The following is a 21,485-nucleotide window of genomic DNA, read 5'->3' as shown; positions in this document are numbered from 1 at the left end:
TAATGTCTCAGGGTTTTTTTATGGTTTTATTGAATCGAAGCTTCGTAAATTTCCTTAATCGAATTTTCTAATCGAGCGTTAAATTCAGAATCAAGCTGTTGGGCGGTAAGCCCTTCTGATAATGCTCTCGAGAAACTGGCAATAAGTCCGTGATTTTCTGCCAATTTCTTATTGGCTTCTTCAAGAGAATATCCTCCAGAAAGCGCTACAACGCGCACCACGTGAGGATCTGACATTAAATCGCTATAAAAGTTATTTACTGTCGGAATAGAAAGTTTCAATATCACTTTTACATCTTCATCCAATAAATTAAGCTGTTTCTGAATTTCTTCTTTCAGTATTTCTTCAGATTTTTGTTTGTCTGGACTGTAAATATCAATCTCAGGTTCAATTATAGGAACTAATCCTTTTTGAAAAATTTGCAAGCCAACGGCAAACTGCTGTCCAACCACTTCTTGAATTCCAATTGCATTTGCCTCTTTGATAACAGAACGCATTTTGGTTCCAAAGATTTTTCGTTCTACAGCACGATCCAATAACGCATTTAGATTTTCAATAGGTTTCATTAACTGAACGCCATTCGCAAGATCGGTAAGACCTTTATCTACTTTCAGAAATGGAATAATATGTTTTTTCTCCCAAAGATATTCAGCTGTCCATTGTCCGTCTATTTTGCGGTCCATTGTATTTTCAAACAAAATAGCCCCTAGAATATATTGGCTGTCAAAAGCCGGACTTTTAATAATTCGGGTTCTCATTTCATGTACAAGCGTGTACATTTCTTCCTCATTTTTATAACTGTTTTCCAAAACGCCATATTGCGATAATGCCTTTGGAGTACTGCCACCACTTTGGTCTAATGCTGCAATAAATCCTTTTCCGGAATGCATGAGATTTAATTGTTCTATATTTTTCATACTAACGAATTTTAGTTTTTGTAAATCTCTCTAAATTAAGAATTTTTTCTCGCTTAATTCTTGTTAGCAGTAAAAAATTCTTACAATCCAATTTTATCGTTGACTTTGTCATAAACTTCTTTTACCTTTTTGGGAGGATCAAATCGGTAACCAACAGAAAGTTTGACGGTAGCAATATTGTCATTTAACCGCGGATCAACTTTGTCGTCTTGAGCAAAACTCACCGTATTAAGACTAGCAAAACCAAAGAAACGATCGTTATTATAAGCCAGTTTTAAATTAAAATCGGCTTGATATAAAGCAGAGGTATCTCCGTCAATATCATTAATTCCAGCTCCCAAAGCCAAACCAGCACCAATTAAAACCCTGTCGCTAATTACAAAGTTGTAGTAATAAGCAGGAGCCAGGGTAAACACATACAAATCTCCAGGAGAGGAATCGGGAGTGTTTAAATCCAAATTGGTGTAATAAAAAGAGAAAGACGGAATAAAACTGCCTGAACTTTTGGTCTGCCATTCGTTTTGGCTTGTCAGGGTTTTAAAAGAGAATTTATCATTGAAAATATAAGAAGTCGATCCGCCAATTTTTGTGGTTCGCATATTAGGCAATTGCGCCGTAATATTATCATCGCTAATATAAAATCCTTTTTGATTAATGAATGTAAAAGACTGCATCCATTTTTTGTAATAAAAACGGGTATGAAAATTAAAGTTTTTAGATTTTGAATCGCCAGTATTTCCGCTTAGGAATTTAGGCGCAAAACCAATCGAAATGTCAATAATTTTATAGCTTAAGCTAAAACCAATCTGTTCGCGGCGATTGGGAATAAGATCAACATAGAATTTTGGTTCCTCAATATCTGAGGTAATCTGAAAGCTATTCGAGGTGTCTAAATAATAAACACTGGCCGTAATTTTGTCATTGTACGATTTAAAATACCGATTTTGTAAGGTGTCGTTTTGAGCGAAACAGCCGAAAATGCTAGATAGGAAGGCTAGACAGGTTATTTTGGAACACATAGAGACATAGTTTTAATAGATTTTAAAAAGACGTTTCACTTGTAATAAATCACATAAGACTATGTGTGAAAATTATGATTTTCTAAAATCACCTCTAAGATATGTCTTTATATCTATGTTTCTATGTGTTTAAAAAAATTAAATAACGATTATCAAATCCACTCACGCGGATTTGCCAATACATCAATCAATTTTTCTTCCGCGCTTCCCACTTCTGGATGATGGTCGTAAACCCATTGCACATGCGGAGGCAGACTCATTAAAATACTCTCAATTCTTCCGTTGGTTTTTAAGCCGAATAAAGTTCCTTTGTCGTGAACCAAATTAAATTCGACATAACGACCGCGACGAATTTCCTGCCAAGTTCTCTGTTCTGGTGTATACGAAAGATTTTTTCTTCTTTCTACAATTGGTACATACGCTTCAAGAAAACTATTTCCAACTTCGGTTACGAAATTGTACCAATCATCCATTGACATTTCATCATTTGCTTTGCAATAATCAAAAAACAAACCGCCTAAACCTCTCGCTTCATTTCGATGCGCATTCCAGAAATACGAATCACATTGTTTCTTATATTTCGGATAGAATTCAGTATTGTGTTTATCGCAAGCTGTTTTACAAGTTTGATGAAAGTGAATGGCATCTTCTTCAAACAAATAATAAGGCGTTAAATCCTGTCCGCCACCAAACCATTGCTGAATAACATTTCCAGCTTCATCGTACATTTCGAAATATCGCCAATTGGCGTGCACAGTAGGAACCATTGGACTTTTCGGATGAATGACCAAACTTAGTCCGCAGGCAAAGAAATCGGCTTCGCCAACGCCAAACATCTTTTGCATTGTTTCAGGTAATTTTCCGTGAACAGCTGAAATGTTGACACCGCCTTTTTCGAATACTCCCGATCCTTCGGGACCGTTTTCTATAACACGTGTTCTTCCGCCGCCGCCTTCCGGGCGTTTCCATAAATCTTCACGGAATTTTGCAGTTCCGTCTACGGCTTCTAAACCAGCGACAATTTGGTCTTGTAAGTTTTGTATGTAGGCGTAAAATTGGTCTTTCATGATTATTGTTTTTTGGCTTTCGCCGAAGCAATTTTTGTATTTATTCCGAAAGAGAAAACATTGCTTTTCTGTTGAATATATTGGTAAATCGCCAAAGCTTTTTCCTGAAAGTTATATTCTTCTGCTTTAGAAAATTCCAAAAGTAAATCGGCAAATTGTTCTAAATGATCCCAGTCTAAATGGCATCGAACTAATAAATCAATAAGTTCTTCATTTGAATAATTAACTAAAGTTTCAAGATTTAATCCGAAATCTTTAAGCTGATTTTCAATATTTGTTTTTTGTAAATGGCTCAACGGATAAGGCACGAAAATAAGTGTTCGTAACGTTTTAAGAACGTTATCAATTCTGATTTTTTCTTCGTCTCTTAGGGCTTTGTTGAGCATTGTTTTATTCTTTTTCGTTCTCCTGCAAGGTTTCCAAAACCTTGTAGGTGTCTATTTTTAACGTAACCTAAATATTTCTAGCTTTGTGCATCCATACCTACAAGGTTTTGGAAACCTTGCAGGAGGAGAACTTAAAAATTATTCAAAAGTGTAAACCTCGTCTAAAAAATCATTTTTTTGATTGTGACAAAAAATGAAATTTTCAAAATCTCCAAATAAATCTAAAACTTCTTCTCGTTCAATTTTAGTTTCTTTATCAGATAAAAATGCCTGATAAGAAGAAAATCTAAAACTCTTAAAATCCTGATCTAAATGATGTTTTGGATTTAAATGAATATAAATAATTAATCGCCTTAAATAATTTTCATCTTTTAATTTGATTCTTTTGAAATGTTTTTCAAATAAACTTCCGGTTCTATTGATTTGTTTGTTAAATGCTTTTGCATAAGAATTAAACAAATTTGAAAAGGATTGGGTAACTTCTTTTTCTTCAACATTCAATCGAATTACCAAATGAAAATGATTCTTCATCAGGCAATAAGCAAATATTGAAAGCTTGTTTTCAGTGTATTTTGCTAATTGTTTTAAGAAATATATTTTGTTTTCATCATTTTCAAAGATAGTAGCGCCATTTATTCCGCGATTATAAATGTGATAATAACAATATTTTTCTAAAATCTCCAACTTCATTCTTATTCAACCTTTCATTTTTAGCGTTCCTGCAAGGTTTTCAAAACCTTGTAGGTATCTATTAAACATAATCTATAAACTTTACGCTTATTAAATACCTACAAGGTTTTGGAAACCTTGCAGGAAAGGCAAACTGATTACTAAAAAAACTGAACACTGAATACTATTGACCGTATTCCTTAACAGCATCAATAAACGCCTTAGCGTGATCTACAGGAATATTTGGTAAAATTCCGTGACCTAAGTTTACGATATATTTGTCTTTTCCGAATTCGTCGATCATTTGGTGAACCATTTTCTTAATTGTCGGAATTGGTGAAAGTAATCTTGATGGATCGAAATTTCCTTGTAATGTGATATTTCCACCAGACAAATAACGAGCATTTCTAGCCGAACAAGTCCAGTCAACACCTAAAGCAGATGCGCGGCTTTTACCCATGTCGCCAAGAGCAAACCAACATCCTTTTCCGAAAACAATAACCGGCGTAATATCGGCCAAAGCATCAACGATCTGGTTGATGTATTTCCATGAAAATTCTTGATAATCAACAGGAGAAAGCATTCCTCCCCAAGAATCAAAAATCTGAACGGCATTTACACCCGATTTTACTTTTTCTTTTAAGTATAAAATAGTAGTGTCTGTAATTTTTTGTAATAAAGTATGTGCTGCAGCAGGGTTAGAAAAACAGAAACCTTTTGCCGTGTCAAAACTTTTAGAACCTTTTCCTTCAACAGCATAACAGAAAATTGTCCAAGGCGAACCAGCGAAACCAATTAATGGCACTTCGTCGTTCAGCATTTCTTTGGTCAGTTTTACAGCGTCAAAAACGTAACCTAAAGTTTCATTTACATCTGGAACATAAACTTTATGAACATCTGCCAAAGAACGAATAGGGTTCGGAATGATTGGCCCTAAATTGTCTTTCAATTCTACATGAATTCCCATTGCGCGAGGTACAACCAAAATATCTGAAAACAAAATCGCTGCATCTGGAGCAATTCTGCGAATTGGCTGAACCGTGATTTCAGCAGCTAATTCTGGAGTTTCACAACGCGTAAAAAAATCATATTTATCACGCAGTTCTCTAAATTCTGGTAAATATCTTCCTGCCTGACGCATCATCCATACCGGCGGACGCTGAACCGTTTCTCCTTTTAAGGCTTTTAAAAATAGGTCGTTTTTTAACATGTTTTTTATTTTAGTTGCAAAGTCGCAAAGTGACAGAGTTGCAAAGGTTTTTATTTATATTCGTTAATTACATCTTCAATTACGTTTTCAACCGTTGGCTGATCTGCAATTATGATGTTTTTGGTAATTTTATGTAAAGCCTCTGCTGTGGTTTCTCCAATGCAAAAGCAGGTTTCTTTTTTAATCGTATTTTCTTTCAAATAACTTTCAACACCAGACGGACTGAAAAATAAAATCGCATCTGCCGGAGTTTTGATTTTCTGTGGCGTTAATGAAGTGTCGTAAACTTGAATTTCGTTAAACTGTATTCCCGCTTCTTTTAGAGCTTCTGGCAACGTATCTCGTCTTAAGTTTCCGCTGAAAAAAGTATAGCTTTCTTTATTGTAGATCAAAGAAATAATTTCAGCCAAATCAGAAGCGTAACCTGTGTAAGCCATAACATTAAAGCCATTATCGCTTAAAAGCGATTTGGTTTTAAGTCCAACACAAAAAACATTTTTGTCCCGAAGCTTCGGGATAAGCTTGTCAGATTCTGGGTGAGATAAAACACTGTGAACGGCATTCTGACTTGTAAAAATCAGACTTTCGTTGAGGTTTTCTAATTTAAAATATTTGTTTTCAGTTTTAATGAAGTCAGCTTCAGTTACTTCGAGACCAATTTTCACCAGCTCTTGTTTTAAAAGCGGATTTAAGATTTTTGTGGATACTATTTGAATTGGTTTTGCCATTATTTCTTCAAAGATTCTTTAATAGACGCCATTAATTCTGCACCGCCGTTATTCAATATTTCCTGAGCCGAGTTAAAACCTAATTTTTTCCACTCCGAAATATCAACCGTTTTGTCGATTTCCAATTTTTGTTTTCCGTCAACAGAAAGTAAAACGCCTTGAAAATGTAAAGTGTCTTCGTCTTCGTTGTAACGAACCAAAGCTCCAATTGGTGCCGTACAACCGCCTTCCAACGTTCTTAAAAACTGACGTTCGATGTGTGTGCAGATTTCAGTTTCAATATCATTTAACTGCGAAAGTGCATCAAGTGTATAATTGTCACTTTCCATTGCCACAACTAGCATCGCTCCTTGCGCCGGCGCTGGAATCATCCAATCTAAATTAATAACATTTTCTGGTTTTAAGTTGATGCGTTCCAAACCTGCAGCAGCAAAAACAGCTCCGTCCCAATCATTATCGTTCAATTTTTGCATACGCGTGTTTACGTTTCCGCGTAAATCAACAACCGTATGATTTGGATATTTATTTAACCATTGTGCCTGACGACGCAGACTTCCGGTTGCAATTGTACTCGGATTAGCAAAATCAGGATTTCCTTTGTGAACTAAAATGTCCAAAACATTGGCTCTTTCTAAAACCGCCGCCTGAACAATTCCTTTTGGCAAAGCAGTCGGAACATCTTTCATAGAATGAACCGCAATATCTATATCTCCATTAATCATAGCGATATCAAGCGTTTTAGTAAAAATTCCGGTAATGCCTAATTCATACAGAGGTTTGTCCAGAATAATGTCACCTTGCGATTTTACGGCCACAATTGAGGTTTTGTAACCCAAATCGTTTAATTGTTTCTCAACAGTATGTGCCTGCCAAAGCGCTAATTCGCTATCACGCGTTCCTATCCTGATTGTCTTTTCTGCCATTTTTAAAAATTTCACCATATAAGTAATATAAGTTCATTTTAGAATTGTATTGGAGCAAAACTAATCAGTAGCGCTTAAATATGAACTTATATTGCTTATATGGTTTAAATATAAAGTTTTATGTTTTTAAGATGCTTTTATTTTGAAGACTTTTTCTATCCATTCGATGCTTTCGTCAACCATCGTGTCGTCGTCTTTTAAATGGTTTGCAAAATGTGTAGTGATTTTTTGGATGATTCTATTGCTGATGATTTCGGCCTGCGCTTCGTTAAAATCAGCAATTTTTTTACTTTGAAAATCTAGTTCCGACATTTTGATCGCGTTTAATTTTTCTTTTAACGCATTAATAGTCGGAGCAAATTTTCTGCCTTTCATCCAAGTGGTGAATTCTTCCTTCACTTCTTCAATAATCGCTTCGGCTGCAGGAATGTGTAATTTTCTGTTCTCCAAAGTTTCATCTGTCAATTGAGACAAATAATCCATGTGAATTAAAGTTACGCCTTCCAATTCCTCAACATTTTCATTAACGTTTTTCGGAATAGATAAATCCAAAATCAACAAAGGTTTTTTAAGATTCAAGATTGCTTTGTCGACCGTAGGGTTTTGCGCGCCTGTTGCCACAACGACAACATCTGCTTTTTGAAGTTCTAAGTGTAATTCAGAATAATCTTTAACAATCAGATTTAGTTTTCCAGCCAATTTTTCGGCTTTGTCTTTTGTTCTGTTAATTAAAGTGATATGTTCGTTTTTAGTATGCTTTACCAGATTTTCGCAAGTATTTCTTCCAATTTTTCCAGTTCCGAAAAGTAAAATATTTTTATTGCTAATATCTTCAACATTCTTTAAGATATATTGTACCGATGCAAAAGAAACAGAAGTTGCTCCAGAGCTAATTTCGGTTTCGTTTTTAATTCTTTTACTTGCCTGAATCACTGCATTTACCAATCTTTCCATAAAATTATTGGCCAAATTCATTGATTTAGAATGGGTAAAAGAAGTTTTTATTTGTGAAATAATTTCAAAATCGCCCAAAATCTGGCTGTCTAAACCAGTTCCTACGCGAAACATATGATTGATGGCTTCCTGATTTTTATAAACGAAACCCACTTTTTGAAAAGCATCAACAGATCCGTTACTGTTATCGCAAATCAATTTTATTAATTGAAAAGGGTGTTCTGCAAAACCGTAGATTTCGGTTCTGTTGCAGGTTGAAGTGACAATTAAACTTTCTATTCCTTCTGTTTTAGCTTGTTCCAGCAAACGTGTTTTTGCAACGGCATCCAAACTAAATTGACCTCTTACCTCAGCATCTGCTTTTTTATAACTCAGACCAACTGAGTAAAAATAAAGGTGTTTCGGTACGTTATTGTTTTCCATAAATTTCACTTTCTAAAAAGTGCAACAAAATTATTACTATAGCTTTGATAAAAGTAACGCTCAAAGTACTTTTTGTGTCGCTATATGTTTTTTTAATCCTAAATGGGTGTTATTGAGTAAAAAGGACTACTTTTGTAGCAAAATCAACTCATTAGAAGAGATTAGTTTAGAGTGATTCTAAATAAGATTTGTGCTTTGTTTTGATTTTAGTTTCCAAAAAATATCGCTATGGGTTCTCAAGAAATTATAAAAATTGAAGACGACTTTACGCTGATCCGTTTTCAAAATGACAGTTCTGAAACATTTATTGCAGAGCATGAAATCGTAGGTACTGGCCTGATACAGTTTCACTTCGGGATAAAAGGCAATGCTAAATTCCTGTTTAATCAAGGCACTTATGCTTTAGAATTGAAAGAGGAGAAATCGCTGCTTTTATATAATCCGCAGAAAGAATTACCGCTTCATTTAGAATTGGCTCCAAACTCTTGGGCAATTTCGGTAATTGTATCGATTAAGAAATTTCACGCGTTGTTTTCTGCCGAAGCCGATTATATTACTTTTTTAAGTGCCGATAATAAAGACAAGAAATATTATAACGAAGGAAATATCAGTCCGTCAATGGCGATTGTGCTGAGTCAGCTTTTTCATTACAACCTTCATCCATCGATAAAAAACCTTTATTATAAAGGAAAAGGGTATGAATTACTAAGTCTGTATTTCAACAGAACCGAAGATCCAAACGCAGAACAATGTCCGTTTTTGATTGATGAAGACAATGTTTTGAAAATCAGAAAAGCCAAAGAAATCGTAATCGCTAATATGGCCGAACCACCAGGATTGCAAGAACTAGCAGACGAAATTGGTTTGAATTTGAAAAAGCTCAAAATGGGTTTCAAACAAATTTATGGCGATACGGTTTATGGTTTTCTTTTCGATTATAAAATGGATTTCGCTAGAAAACTTTTAGACAGCGGTTCTTATAATGTAAACGAAGTTGGTTTGAAAATTGGCTACAGTACGGGAAGCCACTTTATAGCCGCATTCAAAAAGAAATTCGGAACAACTCCAAAAAAATATTTGATGTCAATTAATGCGAATGTTTAATTTTTTTTGCCACTAATTCACGAATTAATCTGCACAAATCTGCTTTAATCTGTGTAATCTGCGTGAAAAAAATCTCTCGAATTATTTTAAATCAATTTTGAATATTCAACAATAACTAAAAAATAACAATTATCATATTTCCAATAAAGTACAGCGTTTACTTTTGTCGAAATTTTTAAAAACAAATAAAAAGCTTAAAGCAAGAAAAGATAATGAAAGGCGTATTATTAGTAAACTTAGGATCTCCTGACAGTCCAACACCAAAAGATGTAAAACCATATTTAGACGAATTTTTAATGGATAAATACGTGATCGATGTTCCGTATTTATTAAGAGCATTATTGGTTCGTGGTATTATTTTAAGAAAAAGACCAGAAGAATCGGCACACGCATACGCGAAAATCTGGTGGGAAGAAGGTTCGCCACTTGTTGTTCTTTCAGAAAGAATGCAGAAAAAAGTACAGCCATTAGTAACCGTTCCTGTTGCATTGGCAATGCGTTACGGAAGCATGACAATCGAAAAAGGACTTCAGGAATTACACGATAAAGGAGTTACAGATGTAATGCTTTTTCCTTTATATCCGCAATATGCAATGGCTTCAACTTTGACTATTTTGGTTAAAGCGGAGGAAATTCGAAAAAAGAAATTTCCTCACATGAAATTTACTGATGTTCCAGCGTTTTACAACAAACCAGATTACATCAAAAACTTGGCAGATTCTATCCAAAAACACTTAGTAGGATTCGATTACGACCATCTATTATTTTCATATCACGGAATCCCGGAGCGTCATATCCGCAAAACCGATGTGACAAAATCACATTGTAAAATTGACGGTTCATGCTGCAATACACCATCGCCGGCACACGAGTTTTGCTACCGTCACCAATGTTACGAAACAACAAAACAAGTCGTTAAATTATTAGGACTTCCAGAAGATAAATATAGTCTAACATTCCAATCTCGTTTAGCGGGAGACAAATGGTTAGAACCTTACACCGATGTTGAAATTGACAATATGCCGGCAAAAGGAATCAAGAAACTCGCAGTTGTAACTCCTGCTTTCGTTTCAGATTGTTTAGAGACTTTAGAGGAAATCGCTATGCGTGCCAAAGAAGATTTTGAAGCAAATGGGGGAGAAGAATTCTTAGCGATTCCGTGTTTGAATGATGATGACGAATGGTGTGAAACGGTTTCGAACTGGATTAACGACTGGGCAAAATAATATTTGGTTTCAAGTTTCAGGCTTCAAGTTGTGTTCTCAAAGTGAGAAAAACTTGAAACCTGAAACTTGAAACCTGAAACAAATAATAAATGGAATATTATAACTATTTAAAATCACTGCATTTAATTTTTGTAATCACTTGGTTTGCAGGTTTGTTTTATATTGTGCGTTTGTTTGTATACCAAATTGAAGCCAACGAAAAACCTTCACCAGAAAAAGAAATTCTTCAGGCGCAGTACAAAATAATGACATATCGTTTGTGGTATATTATCACTTGGCCGTCGGCGGTTTTGGCGAGTATTTTTGCTTTTTGGATGCTGTTTTTTACAGATGCGGGTCATGTTTGGATGAAAATGCCTTGGATGCATGTAAAACTATGTTTCGTTTTCTTGCTGTATTTATACCACGGAAAATGCCATCAGATTTTTAAGCAATTACAAAACGACGAAGTAAAATATACCAGCAACTTCATGCGTTTATGGAATGAAGGCGCAACAATTATTTTGTTTGCAGTAGTTTTTTTAGTAGTTTTAAAAAGCGCCATCAATTGGATTTTTGGCGTAATCGGAATTATTTTATTCTCGGTTTTAATCATGCTGGGATTCCGGTTTTATAAGAGAATCCGTGAAAGAAAATAGTTATAAGTTATGAGTTATGGGTTTTGAGTTGTAAGTTTATAACGCATAACAAAACTCATAACCCATAACTCAAAACTCATAACTTCAAAAAAATGCTTAACTTCAAAATGTCAATGCTTTCGCTTCGTACCAGGATTTTCCTGTCGATGATTGTATTGATTGTTGTGGCATCTTTTTTATTGGCTTCGATTTCGATTATTCAATTTAAAACTGAAGCAAAGGAATACCATCAAGAACGTCTTGAACGAAAAGAAAACGCGGTAAAAGAACACATTAATTACGTTCTGGCAACTACAACTTATCCATTAAAAACCCAGAATCTGGATTTGATTTTTAAAGATAAAATTCACGAACTGGCGCAGATTCATAAAATCGAAATCAATATTTATAGTCTTGAGGGAAAACTGCTTAAATCTTCCAAAGAAACCTTTGCAGTTGATAAAGTTGCACCACCAATTCCAGAATACATTCTAAAATTGGTTCGTTCTTCTATCGAAAAACGCTTCGTAGACATCAAAACCATCGATGGTGTCAAAAATAGATCTTCATACAGTTTAATAAAAGACGAAAAATTCAAACCGCTCGGAATCCTAAATCTTCCCTATTTAGAAGATGACGGCTATTACGATAATGAGTTGAATACTTTCCTGATTCGCTTAAGTCAAGTATATTCTTTTATGCTTATTGTAGCTTTCGCGTTAGCGTATTTCCTTTCAACTTATATTACAAAATCACTAAAAACCATTTCTGACCGTCTGGAAGAAACCAATCTGTATCAGAAAAATGAGAAAATCGTTTTAGAAGCTAATAGCAAAGAAGTCAACTTTTTGATAAAAGCGTATAACGGAATGGTGGACAAATTGGAGACCAGCGCCATCAAACTGGCCCAAAGTGAGCGTGAAGAAGCTTGGCGCGAAATGGCGAAACAAGTTGCGCACGAAATTAAAAATCCATTGACTCCGATGCGTTTGACGGTACAAAGTTTTCAACGAAAATTTGATCCGAACGATCCAAATGTGAAGCAGAAAATGAATGACTATTCAGAAACTTTAATTCAGCAAATTGACACCATGACTTCTGTAGCATCGGCGTTTTCAAACTTTGCTTCTATGCCAGCACAGCAAAATGAAACGCTGAATGTGGTTGACGTTGTCGAACTGGCTTTGGATATTTTTAACGAAGATTATATTGTTTTTGAAAGCGAAGAGCGCGAAATTATTTCCAAGATGGATCGTACACAATTAATTCGTGTCATTACCAATTTGGTGAAAAATGCAACTCAGGCTATTCCTGAAAGCCAGTTTCAAAAATCAATTGTTGTTACTGTAAAACGCCAGAAAAATAATGTCGAAATTGCGGTAAAAGACAACGGAATTGGCATACAAAAACAAGATATAGCAAGGATTTTCGAACCTAAATTTACCACTAAAACCAGTGGCATGGGACTCGGACTCGGAATTATAAAAAACATTATCGAAAATTACAAAGGAACAATTACCTTTGAATCAACTTACGGAAAAGGAACAACGTTTATAGTCTCTTTACCTATCACCAACTCATAAAAATCAGCGTCATGACTTACGAAAATATTTTAGTTTCTATTGAAGAAAGAATTGCAACTATTACCATTAACAGACCTGCAAAACTAAATGCTTTAAATAAAGAAACAATTGGCAATCTTAGCGAAGCAATTAAATCATTAAGTAAAAATGATGATGTTCGTGTTATTATTTTGACCGGAAGCGGAGAAAAAGCTTTTGTAGCTGGAGCAGATATTTCTGAATTTGCTAATTATACCGTTGTTGAAGGCGCGCAATTAGCCGCCGAGGGACAAGAAGCGTTATTTAATTTTATCGAAAATCTAAGAAAACCGGTTATTGCAGCTGTTAACGGCTTTGCTCTTGGCGGTGGACTTGAATTGGCAATGGCTTGTCATTTTAGAGTAGCTTCAGACAATGCTAAAATGGGACTTCCAGAAGTAACTTTAGGATTGATTCCAGGTTATGGCGGAACACAGCGTTTGCCACAATTGGTTGGAAAAGGCCGCGCAATGGAAATGATTATGACCGCAGCTATGATTTCTGCTGAAGAAGCGAAACAATATGGTTTGGTAAATCACGTAGTTTCCCAAGCAGAGCTTTTGTCTTTTACGAATGTAATTGCTCATAAAATAATAAAAAATGCTCCTTTTGCTATCGGAAAAGCAATAAAAGCAATCAATGCTAATTTTGAAGATGGTAAAAATGGCTTTGATACCGAAATAAAATCATTCGGAGAATGTTTTGGAACAGAAGATTTTAAAGAAGGAACTTCAGCATTCTTAGAAAAAAGAAAAGCTGAATTTACAGGGAAATAGAGTTATTGCGCAAAGTTGCACTAAGATTTCACAGAGATTCACAAAGGAATTTATAAAAAGCTTTGCGTAACTTTGCGAAAAAAAATAACACCAAAGGTTTGAAAACTTAGAACCTCACCATCTCAAAACCTTAGCACCTTTAAAAAAAATGTACGAACCAATATTTGCCCTTTTTTGTGAACGAGTAAAAGAAAGTATCCAAAGTGGGACTTTCGCAAAACTTACTTTGGCGAAAACAATGGGCGATACCGATTTAAAAAATGTTTATTTCCGCTTGGTTTTAAACGAAGACAATACCTATTCCATTTCGCTTACTTTTCGATATAAAACCGAAGAAATTGAAAGCATTCATACTTTAGATGAAGCCTTGTTGATTTTGGGGACACATATTAAAAATCCATTTCTAACCGCATTGTTATTCACAACAAACGATGATGTAACGTTTAAAGTAAATAAAAAGAATGCAGGAAGCATTATTGAGCAAGCACCGACATTTAAAAATGCATCGCCAGTAATGTTAGAAATGATTGAAAAAGGGATCGTGTAAAATATTCGCCATTCTTTCAACAGATTAAAATCTGTTGCTACTACAATATTTCAGTTTCTACGAAACTTTGCTTTGATTTATAAAAGAGCCATTGGCTCGATACAATTTTGTAGGGACGGATTTTAATCCGTCCGAAAAATTGAGGTAATTACTTTGCGGGACTTCGACTTCGCTCATTCTGACAAGAGAATAAAATTCTTCTTGAATCTCTGCGAAATAACGACTAAACCAGCTTTACAAACAAATTAGAAGCAATTTTATTCGAAATAGATAATTCCGTACCATTCACTTTAATTCGAACCGATAAATCAAAAGATTCTTTAGAAAGGAATTCGATTTTAGAACCTAAAGCGATTCCTTGTTTGTCTAAGTATTTTAGAAATTCAGAAGAAGTGTCTTTTACACCCACACAAACGCCAGTTTGATTTTCATTCAATTCTGATAAAAGCTGTTTTTCAATTTTAATAATTCGGCCGTTTGCATCTGGAATTGGGTCACCGTGTGGATCTTCAGTTGGATTTCCTAGAAAATCATCCAAACGATTAATCAATTGTTCCGATTTAATATGTTCCAATTGCTCGGCGATTTCATGAACTTCATCCCAGCTGAAATTTAGTTTTTCTACCAAAAATACTTCCCATAAGCGATGTTTACGTACAATCATTTTAGCGGCAAGCTTTCCGTTTTCCGTTAGAGAAACGCCTTGGTATTTTTTATAATTCACCAAATCCTTTTCAGAAAGCTTTTTAAGCATATCTGTTACCGATGAAGCTTTAGTCTCCATCATTTCCGCAATCGCATTGGTACTCACTTCCGAATCAGCCACAGCCGTCAGATGATATATAGATTTTAAGTAGTTTTCTTCTGAAAAGGTCATTTTTTTAAGCTTCTGAGGTTCTAAGCTTCTGAGGTTCTAAGTTTTCTTCTAGGCTTGAAAAAGACCTTAGAACCTTAGCAACTCAGAAGCTTAGAAGCTATCATTTAACAATTAACAAAGGTATCGAAATTTTATGTCTCAATTTGTCTACTGTTGTGCCAAAAAGAATATCTTTCAATCCAGTGTGGCCGTGTGTTCCCATGACGAGGATATCAAAACTGCCTTCGTTTATGATTTTCGGAATTACCTTATTTGGTTTCCCGAAACCGAGTTCTGTTTCAATTTTAAACCCTTTTTCGGTGAGCATTTCTTTATACTTTAATAAAAGTTTTTCATCAATAGTTGTTTCATGGTCATGTACATGAACGCCATACATTAATGCGCCGACGGTTTCTACTATATGAATTAAGGTATATTGAGCTTCAAAACCGCCCAATTCAAAAGCTTTATTTAATGCAACTTCATCTGCACTCGAAAAGTCGACAGATATTGCTATGTTTTTGACACTTTGGCTTTCTTTTGGAGAAAACTTCAGTTTTAAATTGTGCGGAGAATGATTTACCATTTTGTTTTTCGCTTTGGCGATAAATGGTTTAAAGATGATATAAAGCAATAAACCTGAAAGTCCTATTGCCAAAGGTACTACGGTTAACCACAAGACGATCGGATTATCTGAAGTTTCTAGCCAGGACGTGATTTCATCATAAACTAATTTGGCATTTAATGAAACAATTATTGAGGCAATGATCCAAGAAACAACCTGTGTGGTTTTAGAAATATGAAATCCGTTCATTTTTGATTTATCGCTCACAAAATGAATCAGCGGGATAATAGCAAAACCGAGCTGCAAACTTAAAATAACCTGACTCAGAATCAATAATTTTCCTGTGACGCTTTCGCCATAAATTAAAATTACAATAACAGCAGGAATAATAGCAATCAAACGCGTAATAATTCGGCGAACCCAAGGCTGAATTCTAAAATGCAAATAGCCTTCCATTACAATTTGACCAGCCAATGTTCCTGTTACGGTCGAGCTTTGTCCTGCGGCAATAAGCGCAATTGCGAATAAAGCCGGTGCCCATTTGGTTCCTAAAAGCGGTTCGAGAAATTTATGCGCATCCTGAATTTCGGCAACTTCGTACATTCCGTTTTTGTGAAAAGTTGCTGCCGCCAGAATCAATATAGCCGCATTTACAAAAAAGGCTAGATTTAAAGCGATTGTCGAATCAATGAAATTATATTTTAAGGCTTGTTTGATTCCGGCTGGAGTTCTGTCAAATTTTCTGGTTTGAACCAAAGAAGAATGCAGATATAAGTTATGTGGCATTACGGTCGCACCAATGATACCAATGGCAATATACAAAGCCGCCGAATTTGGAATAGAAGGGATAAGACCTTCCAGTACCTTATGTATTTCTGGTTCGGCAAAGATCATCTCAAAAATAAAAGAAAAGCCTATTATGGCTACTAAAGCAATAATGAAGGCTTCCATCTTGCGAATTCCTTTGTTGATTAGGAAAAGCAATAAAAAGGTGTCTAAAACGGTAATTAAAACTGCTTCGAGTAACGGAATTCCAAAAAGAAGATTAATTCCAATCGCCATTCCGAGAACTTCTGCCAAGTCGCAGGCCGCAATTGCGATCTCTGCCAGAAAGTATAAAACGTAGTTAATGTATTTGGGATAGGTTTCTCTCGAAGCTTGGGCTAAATCACGTTGTGTGACAATTCCGAGACGGGCGCTTAAATTCTGCAAGAGCAAAGCCATTAAGTTACTCATCAATAAAACCCAGACTAGCGTATACCCAAACTGACTTCCGCCGGCGATATCTGTCGCCCAGTTTCCTGGATCCATATAACCAACGCTGACTAAATATGCGGGGCCTAAAAAGGCTAAAATTTTTCTGAAACCTGTTTTTTTATGTTCTGTAGAGACAGATTCGTGTACCTCTTCTAAAGATTTACCCATTATAAAAGTATTGTTTTCACAAATATAGATAAAAATTATATTCGCGAAAGAATATTTTTAGACGAGTCTAAATATTAAATGTTAGAATTTAAACATTTTGGACATAAACCAGAAAGGGTAAAGTTGATTTCGTTTACTTTGTAATTGTGTGGCATAATGTAACTTGGTTTTACACTTTCCAGACATGTAATTTCATGACAGTTTTCGCAACTAAAGTGAGCATGATTATGAATGTGTACGCGCTGATGCGAATGATTGCACTTGGCATATTTTACCGTTCCGTCAAGATTGGATATTTTATGAATAATATCTTCATTAATTAATCGGTCCAATATTCTATAAATAGTAACGCGATCGCATAAGTCGTTTAATTGTTTATGGATTTCGGTGTGCGAAAGCGCAGTTTTAGATTTTTCAAACACTTCTAAAACAGCGGTCTTTGCGGCGGTATTTCGTGTCGTTTTCATTTGTACAGCATTAAAAATTAAACGCAACAATGTTGCAATTGATAAAAATTTGTATATTTGCAACAAAATTGCATTAAAGCAAATGTACACAGAATGAAGAAAATAAGCACATCTTTTTACGATATTTTAGGAATTTCAACCGCAACCATTTGTTTGGTTCACTGTTTGATTTTTCCTCTTTTAACGATTCTTCCTTTAGGGCTGAGTCATAATCCCTTTATAGATTTGCTATTTGCTTCGATAGGCTTATTTGCAATTCTCAAAATTATAAAAAAATCGGCTCTTTTGGTGTCGTCTATTTTAGTTGTTTCGATGGCTCTGATTTGGATCAGTGTTTTAGCTGATCTTTTTTTCGAAATTCATTTGGATTTGATTTATTTCGGAGGAATTGGAATGGTCATCGGACATTTAATTAATTACAGATTACATAAAAAGCAAAATCATTAAAATAACCCATTGGGTGAAAGCAACTTAATTTCTTTTTAAGAGTACAGAAAAAGCAGGCTTTAACACATAGTTCTATGTCTAATTATTCTAAGTGAAACGCCTTTTACAAAAACCTAAAAGCTATGTTTCTATGTGTTAAAAATAATTTCACCCAATAGAAGATTAAAAATTAGGAATATGGAAAAGAAAAATTTTGAAGTGATTATCATTGGCGGCAGCTACAGCGGATTATCAGCTGCAATGAGTTTAGGACGTGCTTTACGTCAGGTTTTGGTTATAGACAGCGGATTGCCTTGCAACAGACAGACACCGCATTCTCATAATTTTATAACGCAGGATGGAGAAAAGCCTGCTGTTATTTCGGCGAAAGCCAAACTACAGGTCGAGTTTTACAAAACAGTTCAATTTTATAACGGACTTGCGGTGAAAGCTTCTAAAATTGAAAACGGTTTTGAAATAGTAACAGCATCTGGAGATGTTTTTACAGCTAGAAAAGTATTGTTTGCCACTGGCGTTAAAGATCTGCTCCCAGAAATTGACGGCTTTGCTGAATGCTGGGGAATTTCGGTTTTACATTGCCCGTATTGTCATGGCTACGAAGTCAAAAATGAAAAAACTGCGATTATTGCTAATGGCGAAATGGGTTTTGAATTTGCTAAATTGATTTCAAACTGGACAAAAGATCTTCGTTTATGCACAAACGGAAAATCAGAATTGACTTTGGAACAAACGGAAATCTTGAAGAACAAAGATGTTTTAATTTTAGAAGAAGAAATAGTTTCTCTACAACATAATGCAGGATATATTTCGAATATTGTTTTTAAAGATGGAGAAAAAGTTGAGGTAAAAGCAATTTACGCCAGAGTTCCGTTTGAGCAGCATTGTGCTTTGCCAAAAGATTTAGGCTGTGAAATTAATGAAATGGGATACCTAAAAGTTGATTTTATGCAAAAAACCAACATTGCAGGAATTTACGCTAGCGGAGACGCGACAACTCAAATGCGTTCTGTGGCTTTGGCGGTTTCTACCGGATCTTTCGCTGGAGCGGTAATCAACAAAGAACTTATCGACGAGGACTTTTTGTAGTTGTTTTTAAACCATATAAGTGATATGAGAAAATACAAAATTTCTCTCAAATGAACTTATATCACTTATATGGTTTAAACATTTTTTAACGGATTGAAATTGAAATGTTTTAAAAATTTCATTCAAGATTAATTGTTTGTCAAATTTAATTTTTAGATTTGTCTAAATTTAATTTTAAAAGAATGAAATATTTATTTTTGACAATATTAATACTCGCCACCAAAAGCATTTATTCTCAAAACATTTCCGGAAAAGTAGAATCTGTAACTCCTATTATTCAAGAAATTAAAGTCTCTTTGTTAAATACAAACTTTAAAACTCAAACCGATTCTCTAGGATTTTATAATCTTGAAAATATTCCAAGAGGAAACTATAGAATTATGGTTTCTTCAACAGGTTTTAAAATAATAAACCAAAAAATTTCAGTTCTTGAAAATGAAAATTTAAACTTGAATTTCGAATTAGAAGAAGATCAAAACGAACTGAACGAAGTTGTGGTTTCAGGAACTTTAAAACCTGTAAAACGATTAGAAAGTGCAGTTCCAGTTGAGGTTTATTCGCCTACTTTTTTCAAGAAAAACCCAACACCAAGTATTTACGATGCGCTTCAAAATATAAATGGCGTTCGTCCACAGCTCAATTGTGGTGTCTGCAATACGGGAGATATTCATATAAACGGATTAGAAGGTCCCTACACTTTGGTAATGATTGACGGAATGCCAATTGTGAGCAGCCTTTCTACAGTTTATGGATTATCTGGAATTCCGAATTCTCTGGTTGAAAGAATCGAAATTGTAAAAGGCCCAGCTTCGTCGCTTTACGGAAGTGAAGCTGTTGGTGGTCTGATTAATATTATCACTAAAAACCCAACCAATGCCCCGACTTTTTCTGCTGATTATTTTACGACTTCTTATTTTGAAAGTAATCTAGATTTGGGTGCTAAGTTTAATGTCGGTAAAAAAGCTACTTCGATTGTTGGTGTAAATTACTTTAATTATGATCAGGTAATTGATAAAGACCACGATAATTTTACCGATGTCACACTTTCTGAACGAATTTCGGTTTTTAATAAATGGAGTTTTAAACGAAATTATAATCGCCTTTTTACGATTGCAGCGCGCGGAATGTACGAAGACCGCTGGGGTGGAGATGTTCGCTGGGAAAAGAAATACCGTGGCGGCGACGAAATTTACGGCGAAAGTATTTATACCAAAAGAGCAGAATTAATTGGTAGTTATCAATTGCCATTTGAAGAAAAACTGATGCTTTCTTTCTCTGGAAATGTGCATTATCAGGACAGCCGATACGGAACAACGTCGTATATCGCCAATCAGAAAATTGGTTTTTTGCAATTGACTTGGGATAAAAAGGTCGGAAGAAACGATCTTTTGGCAGGAATTGCAAGTCGATATACCTATTACGATGATAATACGCCTGCAACTAGAGAAGCCGAAAATACTTGGCTTCCAGGAATTTTTGTTCAGGACGAAATTACGTTTTCTCCTAAAAGTCAGGTTTTGTTGGGAATGCGATATGATTATAACTCGATTCACGGATCGATTTTTACGCCACGATTTGCGTATCGATTTAAAGCTAATGAAAATACAATTTTCCGCTTAAACGCTGGAACAGGGTTTCGTGTGGTGAATTTATTTACCGAAGATCATGCCGCGTTGACAGGTTCACGAGATGTTGTAATTGCTAATGATTTGAATCCTGAGAAATCTGTAAATGTCAATTTGAATTATATCCAGAAAATCAATTTCGGAAACGGGACTTTTATGGGAATTGAAACAACGGCTTTTTATACCCGTTTTAGCAATAAAATTGTAACAGATTATGAAACAAATCCAAACGAAATCATTTATGATAATATTGATGGCTATGCAATAAGCCAGGGAATCAGCACGAATGTCGATTTGAATTTTCCGTCGGGATTAAAATTTATTGTTGGAGCAACGGTTTTAGACAATAAAAATGTTCAGGACAAAATTTCTGAAAGACCTTATTTAACGGAGAATTTTACTGGAACTTGGAGTATTTCGTATAAAATCCAGCCTTGGGACTTATCATTAGATTATACTGGAAATGTTTACAGTCCGATGAAATTGCCATTGTTAAGCGAAACCGATCCGAGAAGTCCAAAGTCGCCTTGGTACAGCATTCAGAACATCCAATTTACGTATTCGGGTTGGAAAGATTTTGAAATATATGGCGGAGTTAAAAATCTGCTTAACTTTAGACCAAAACAAAATAATCCGTTTTTGATTTCGAGAACAAATGATCCTTTTGATAAAAATGTGCAATACGATTCGGCTGGAAAAGTTTTGGTTACGCCCGACAATCCATACGGATTGACATTTGATACGACTTATGTTTATGGACAGAATCAAACTATCCGCGGATTTTTGGGATTGCGATATACGTTTAGGTAAATTTTTTGTTCGCCACGACTCGAGCGATAGCGAACTG

The 21,485-nt window shown here is 35.1% G+C and carries 21 protein-coding genes; 9 read left to right on the top strand and 12 right to left on the bottom strand.

Going from position 1 to position 21,485, the window contains the following annotated elements; all coding sequences use genetic code 11:
- Nucleotides 1–26: 26 nt before the first annotated feature.
- The 9 genes from EG814_RS01995 to hemA form a co-directional block, all read right to left on the bottom strand.
- Nucleotides 27–917, bottom strand: coding sequence for a fructose bisphosphate aldolase (locus EG814_RS01995; RefSeq protein WP_125718383.1), 891 nt, complete (start codon nucleotides 915–917; stop codon nucleotides 27–29).
- A gap of 80 nt (nucleotides 918–997) precedes the next feature.
- Nucleotides 998–1,936, bottom strand: coding sequence for a DUF4421 family protein (locus EG814_RS01990; protein ID WP_125718381.1), 939 nt, complete (start codon nucleotides 1,934–1,936; stop codon nucleotides 998–1,000).
- Between the two features lie 152 nt (nucleotides 1,937–2,088).
- Nucleotides 2,089–3,003, bottom strand: a complete 915-nt coding sequence (hemF, locus tag EG814_RS01985) for an oxygen-dependent coproporphyrinogen oxidase (protein WP_125718379.1) — start codon at nucleotides 3,001–3,003, stop codon at nucleotides 2,089–2,091.
- A gap of 2 nt (nucleotides 3,004–3,005) precedes the next feature.
- Nucleotides 3,006–3,389, bottom strand: a complete 384-nt coding sequence (locus tag EG814_RS01980) for a hypothetical protein (protein ID WP_125718377.1) — start codon at nucleotides 3,387–3,389, stop codon at nucleotides 3,006–3,008.
- Between the two features lie 138 nt (nucleotides 3,390–3,527).
- Entirely contained in the window at nucleotides 3,528–4,079 is a 552-nt protein-coding gene (locus EG814_RS01975; protein WP_125718375.1) for a transposase, read from the bottom strand.
- A gap of 163 nt (nucleotides 4,080–4,242) precedes the next feature.
- Nucleotides 4,243–5,268, bottom strand: a complete 1,026-nt coding sequence (gene hemE, locus EG814_RS01970; RefSeq protein ID WP_125718373.1) for a uroporphyrinogen decarboxylase — start codon at nucleotides 5,266–5,268, stop codon at nucleotides 4,243–4,245.
- Nucleotides 5,269–5,318: 50 nt separating this feature from the next.
- A complete protein-coding gene (locus tag EG814_RS01965; protein ID WP_125718371.1) occupies nucleotides 5,319–5,996 on the bottom strand; it encodes a uroporphyrinogen-III synthase in 678 nt (225 codons plus the stop codon).
- Nucleotides 5,996–6,919 carry a hydroxymethylbilane synthase gene (hemC, locus tag EG814_RS01960; protein ID WP_125718369.1) on the bottom strand — a complete coding sequence of 308 codons (924 nt, stop codon included), beginning with the start codon at nucleotides 6,917–6,919 and terminating at the stop codon, nucleotides 5,996–5,998. The genes EG814_RS01965 and hemC overlap by 1 nt, the downstream gene beginning before the upstream one ends.
- Before the next feature lie 126 nt (nucleotides 6,920–7,045).
- On the bottom strand, nucleotides 7,046–8,296 hold the full coding sequence (gene hemA / locus EG814_RS01955; protein ID WP_125718367.1) for a glutamyl-tRNA reductase: 1,251 nt from the start codon (nucleotides 8,294–8,296) through the stop codon (nucleotides 7,046–7,048).
- 228 nt (nucleotides 8,297–8,524) lie between these two features.
- Between hemA and EG814_RS01950 the strand changes: the two genes are divergently transcribed.
- The 6 genes from EG814_RS01950 (at nucleotide 8,525) to EG814_RS01925 (ending at nucleotide 14,167) form a co-directional block, all read left to right on the top strand.
- A complete protein-coding gene (locus tag EG814_RS01950) occupies nucleotides 8,525–9,400 on the top strand; it encodes an AraC family transcriptional regulator (protein ID WP_125718365.1) in 876 nt (291 codons plus the stop codon).
- Nucleotides 9,401–9,612: 212 nt separating this feature from the next.
- Nucleotides 9,613–10,626, top strand: coding sequence for a ferrochelatase (gene hemH / locus EG814_RS01945; protein ID WP_125718363.1), 1,014 nt, complete (start codon nucleotides 9,613–9,615; stop codon nucleotides 10,624–10,626).
- Nucleotides 10,627–10,715: 89 nt separating this feature from the next.
- Nucleotides 10,716–11,264: a CopD family protein gene (locus EG814_RS01940; protein ID WP_125718361.1), complete on the top strand. Its 549-nt coding sequence runs from the start codon at nucleotides 10,716–10,718 to the stop codon at nucleotides 11,262–11,264.
- Nucleotides 11,265–11,410: 146 nt separating this feature from the next.
- Nucleotides 11,411–12,826, top strand: coding sequence for a sensor histidine kinase (locus EG814_RS01935; RefSeq protein ID WP_125719083.1), 1,416 nt, complete (start codon nucleotides 11,411–11,413; stop codon nucleotides 12,824–12,826).
- Nucleotides 12,827–12,837: 11 nt separating this feature from the next.
- Nucleotides 12,838–13,620 carry an enoyl-CoA hydratase/isomerase family protein gene (locus EG814_RS01930; protein WP_125718359.1) on the top strand — a complete coding sequence of 261 codons (783 nt, stop codon included), beginning with the start codon at nucleotides 12,838–12,840 and terminating at the stop codon, nucleotides 13,618–13,620.
- A gap of 148 nt (nucleotides 13,621–13,768) precedes the next feature.
- Nucleotides 13,769–14,167: a hypothetical protein gene (locus EG814_RS01925; protein WP_125718357.1), complete on the top strand. Its 399-nt coding sequence runs from the start codon at nucleotides 13,769–13,771 to the stop codon at nucleotides 14,165–14,167.
- Nucleotides 14,168–14,390: 223 nt separating this feature from the next.
- Here EG814_RS01925 and EG814_RS01920 read toward each other — a convergent pair whose 3' ends face one another.
- The 3 genes from EG814_RS01920 to EG814_RS01910 all read right to left on the bottom strand — a co-directional run bounded on the left by EG814_RS01920 (nucleotide 14,391) and on the right by EG814_RS01910 (nucleotide 17,480).
- Nucleotides 14,391–15,044 (bottom strand): metal-dependent transcriptional regulator, encoded by a 654-nt coding sequence (locus tag EG814_RS01920; RefSeq protein ID WP_125718355.1) that lies wholly within the window; start codon nucleotides 15,042–15,044, stop codon nucleotides 14,391–14,393.
- A 100-nt stretch (nucleotides 15,045–15,144) separates the two neighbouring features.
- Nucleotides 15,145–17,013 carry an Nramp family divalent metal transporter gene (locus tag EG814_RS01915; RefSeq protein WP_125718353.1) on the bottom strand — a complete coding sequence of 623 codons (1,869 nt, stop codon included), beginning with the start codon at nucleotides 17,011–17,013 and terminating at the stop codon, nucleotides 15,145–15,147.
- Nucleotides 17,014–17,087: 74 nt separating this feature from the next.
- Nucleotides 17,088–17,480, bottom strand: coding sequence for a Fur family transcriptional regulator (locus tag EG814_RS01910; protein ID WP_125718351.1), 393 nt, complete (start codon nucleotides 17,478–17,480; stop codon nucleotides 17,088–17,090).
- Nucleotides 17,481–17,573: 93 nt separating this feature from the next.
- Between EG814_RS01910 and EG814_RS01905 the strand changes: the two genes are divergently transcribed.
- The 3 genes from EG814_RS01905 to EG814_RS01895 all read left to right on the top strand — a co-directional run bounded on the left by EG814_RS01905 (nucleotide 17,574) and on the right by EG814_RS01895 (nucleotide 21,448).
- Nucleotides 17,574–17,927 (top strand): MerC domain-containing protein, encoded by a 354-nt coding sequence (locus EG814_RS01905; protein WP_125718349.1) that lies wholly within the window; start codon nucleotides 17,574–17,576, stop codon nucleotides 17,925–17,927.
- A 177-nt stretch (nucleotides 17,928–18,104) separates the two neighbouring features.
- A complete protein-coding gene (locus EG814_RS01900; RefSeq protein WP_125718347.1) occupies nucleotides 18,105–19,013 on the top strand; it encodes an NAD(P)/FAD-dependent oxidoreductase in 909 nt (302 codons plus the stop codon).
- Nucleotides 19,014–19,195: 182 nt separating this feature from the next.
- Nucleotides 19,196–21,448 carry a TonB-dependent receptor gene (locus EG814_RS01895; RefSeq protein ID WP_125718345.1) on the top strand — a complete coding sequence of 751 codons (2,253 nt, stop codon included), beginning with the start codon at nucleotides 19,196–19,198 and terminating at the stop codon, nucleotides 21,446–21,448.
- Nucleotides 21,449–21,485 lie beyond the last annotated feature (37 nt).

This window comes from Flavobacterium ustbae (assembly GCF_003946915.1).
Taxonomy (GTDB): Bacteria; Bacteroidota; Bacteroidia; order Flavobacteriales; family Flavobacteriaceae; genus Flavobacterium; species Flavobacterium ustbae.
Note: the sequence above shows the minus strand (reverse complement) of the source record. Positions and strands in the feature narration are given on the sequence as shown.

What these genes read in the sequence shown, in the direction of transcription:
- EG814_RS01995 (WP_125718383.1), bottom strand. Translation starts at nt 917, where the DNA reads ATGAAAAATATAGAACAATTAAATCTCATGCATTCCGGAAAAGGATTT.
- EG814_RS01990 (WP_125718381.1), bottom strand. Translation starts at nt 1,936, where the DNA reads ATGTGTTCCAAAATAACCTGTCTAGCCTTCCTATCTAGCATTTTCGGC.
- hemF (WP_125718379.1), bottom strand. Translation starts at nt 3,003, where the DNA reads ATGAAAGACCAATTTTACGCCTACATACAAAACTTACAAGACCAAATT.
- EG814_RS01980 (WP_125718377.1), bottom strand. Translation starts at nt 3,389, where the DNA reads ATGCTCAACAAAGCCCTAAGAGACGAAGAAAAAATCAGAATTGATAAC.
- EG814_RS01975 (WP_125718375.1), bottom strand. Translation starts at nt 4,079, where the DNA reads ATGAAGTTGGAGATTTTAGAAAAATATTGTTATTATCACATTTATAAT.
- hemE (WP_125718373.1), bottom strand. Translation starts at nt 5,268, where the DNA reads ATGTTAAAAAACGACCTATTTTTAAAAGCCTTAAAAGGAGAAACGGTT.
- EG814_RS01965 (WP_125718371.1), bottom strand. Translation starts at nt 5,996, where the DNA reads ATGGCAAAACCAATTCAAATAGTATCCACAAAAATCTTAAATCCGCTT.
- hemC (WP_125718369.1), bottom strand. Translation starts at nt 6,919, where the DNA reads ATGGCAGAAAAGACAATCAGGATAGGAACGCGTGATAGCGAATTAGCG.
- hemA (WP_125718367.1), bottom strand. Translation starts at nt 8,296, where the DNA reads ATGGAAAACAATAACGTACCGAAACACCTTTATTTTTACTCAGTTGGT.
- EG814_RS01950 (WP_125718365.1), top strand. Translation starts at nt 8,525, where the DNA reads ATGGGTTCTCAAGAAATTATAAAAATTGAAGACGACTTTACGCTGATC.
- hemH (WP_125718363.1), top strand. Translation starts at nt 9,613, where the DNA reads ATGAAAGGCGTATTATTAGTAAACTTAGGATCTCCTGACAGTCCAACA.
- EG814_RS01940 (WP_125718361.1), top strand. Translation starts at nt 10,716, where the DNA reads ATGGAATATTATAACTATTTAAAATCACTGCATTTAATTTTTGTAATC.
- EG814_RS01935 (WP_125719083.1), top strand. Translation starts at nt 11,411, where the DNA reads ATGATTGTATTGATTGTTGTGGCATCTTTTTTATTGGCTTCGATTTCG.
- EG814_RS01930 (WP_125718359.1), top strand. Translation starts at nt 12,838, where the DNA reads ATGACTTACGAAAATATTTTAGTTTCTATTGAAGAAAGAATTGCAACT.
- EG814_RS01925 (WP_125718357.1), top strand. Translation starts at nt 13,769, where the DNA reads ATGTACGAACCAATATTTGCCCTTTTTTGTGAACGAGTAAAAGAAAGT.
- EG814_RS01920 (WP_125718355.1), bottom strand. Translation starts at nt 15,044, where the DNA reads ATGACCTTTTCAGAAGAAAACTACTTAAAATCTATATATCATCTGACG.
- EG814_RS01915 (WP_125718353.1), bottom strand. Translation starts at nt 17,013, where the DNA reads ATGGGTAAATCTTTAGAAGAGGTACACGAATCTGTCTCTACAGAACAT.
- EG814_RS01910 (WP_125718351.1), bottom strand. Translation starts at nt 17,480, where the DNA reads ATGAAAACGACACGAAATACCGCCGCAAAGACCGCTGTTTTAGAAGTG.
- EG814_RS01905 (WP_125718349.1), top strand. Translation starts at nt 17,574, where the DNA reads ATGAAGAAAATAAGCACATCTTTTTACGATATTTTAGGAATTTCAACC.
- EG814_RS01900 (WP_125718347.1), top strand. Translation starts at nt 18,105, where the DNA reads ATGGAAAAGAAAAATTTTGAAGTGATTATCATTGGCGGCAGCTACAGC.
- EG814_RS01895 (WP_125718345.1), top strand. Translation starts at nt 19,196, where the DNA reads ATGAAATATTTATTTTTGACAATATTAATACTCGCCACCAAAAGCATT.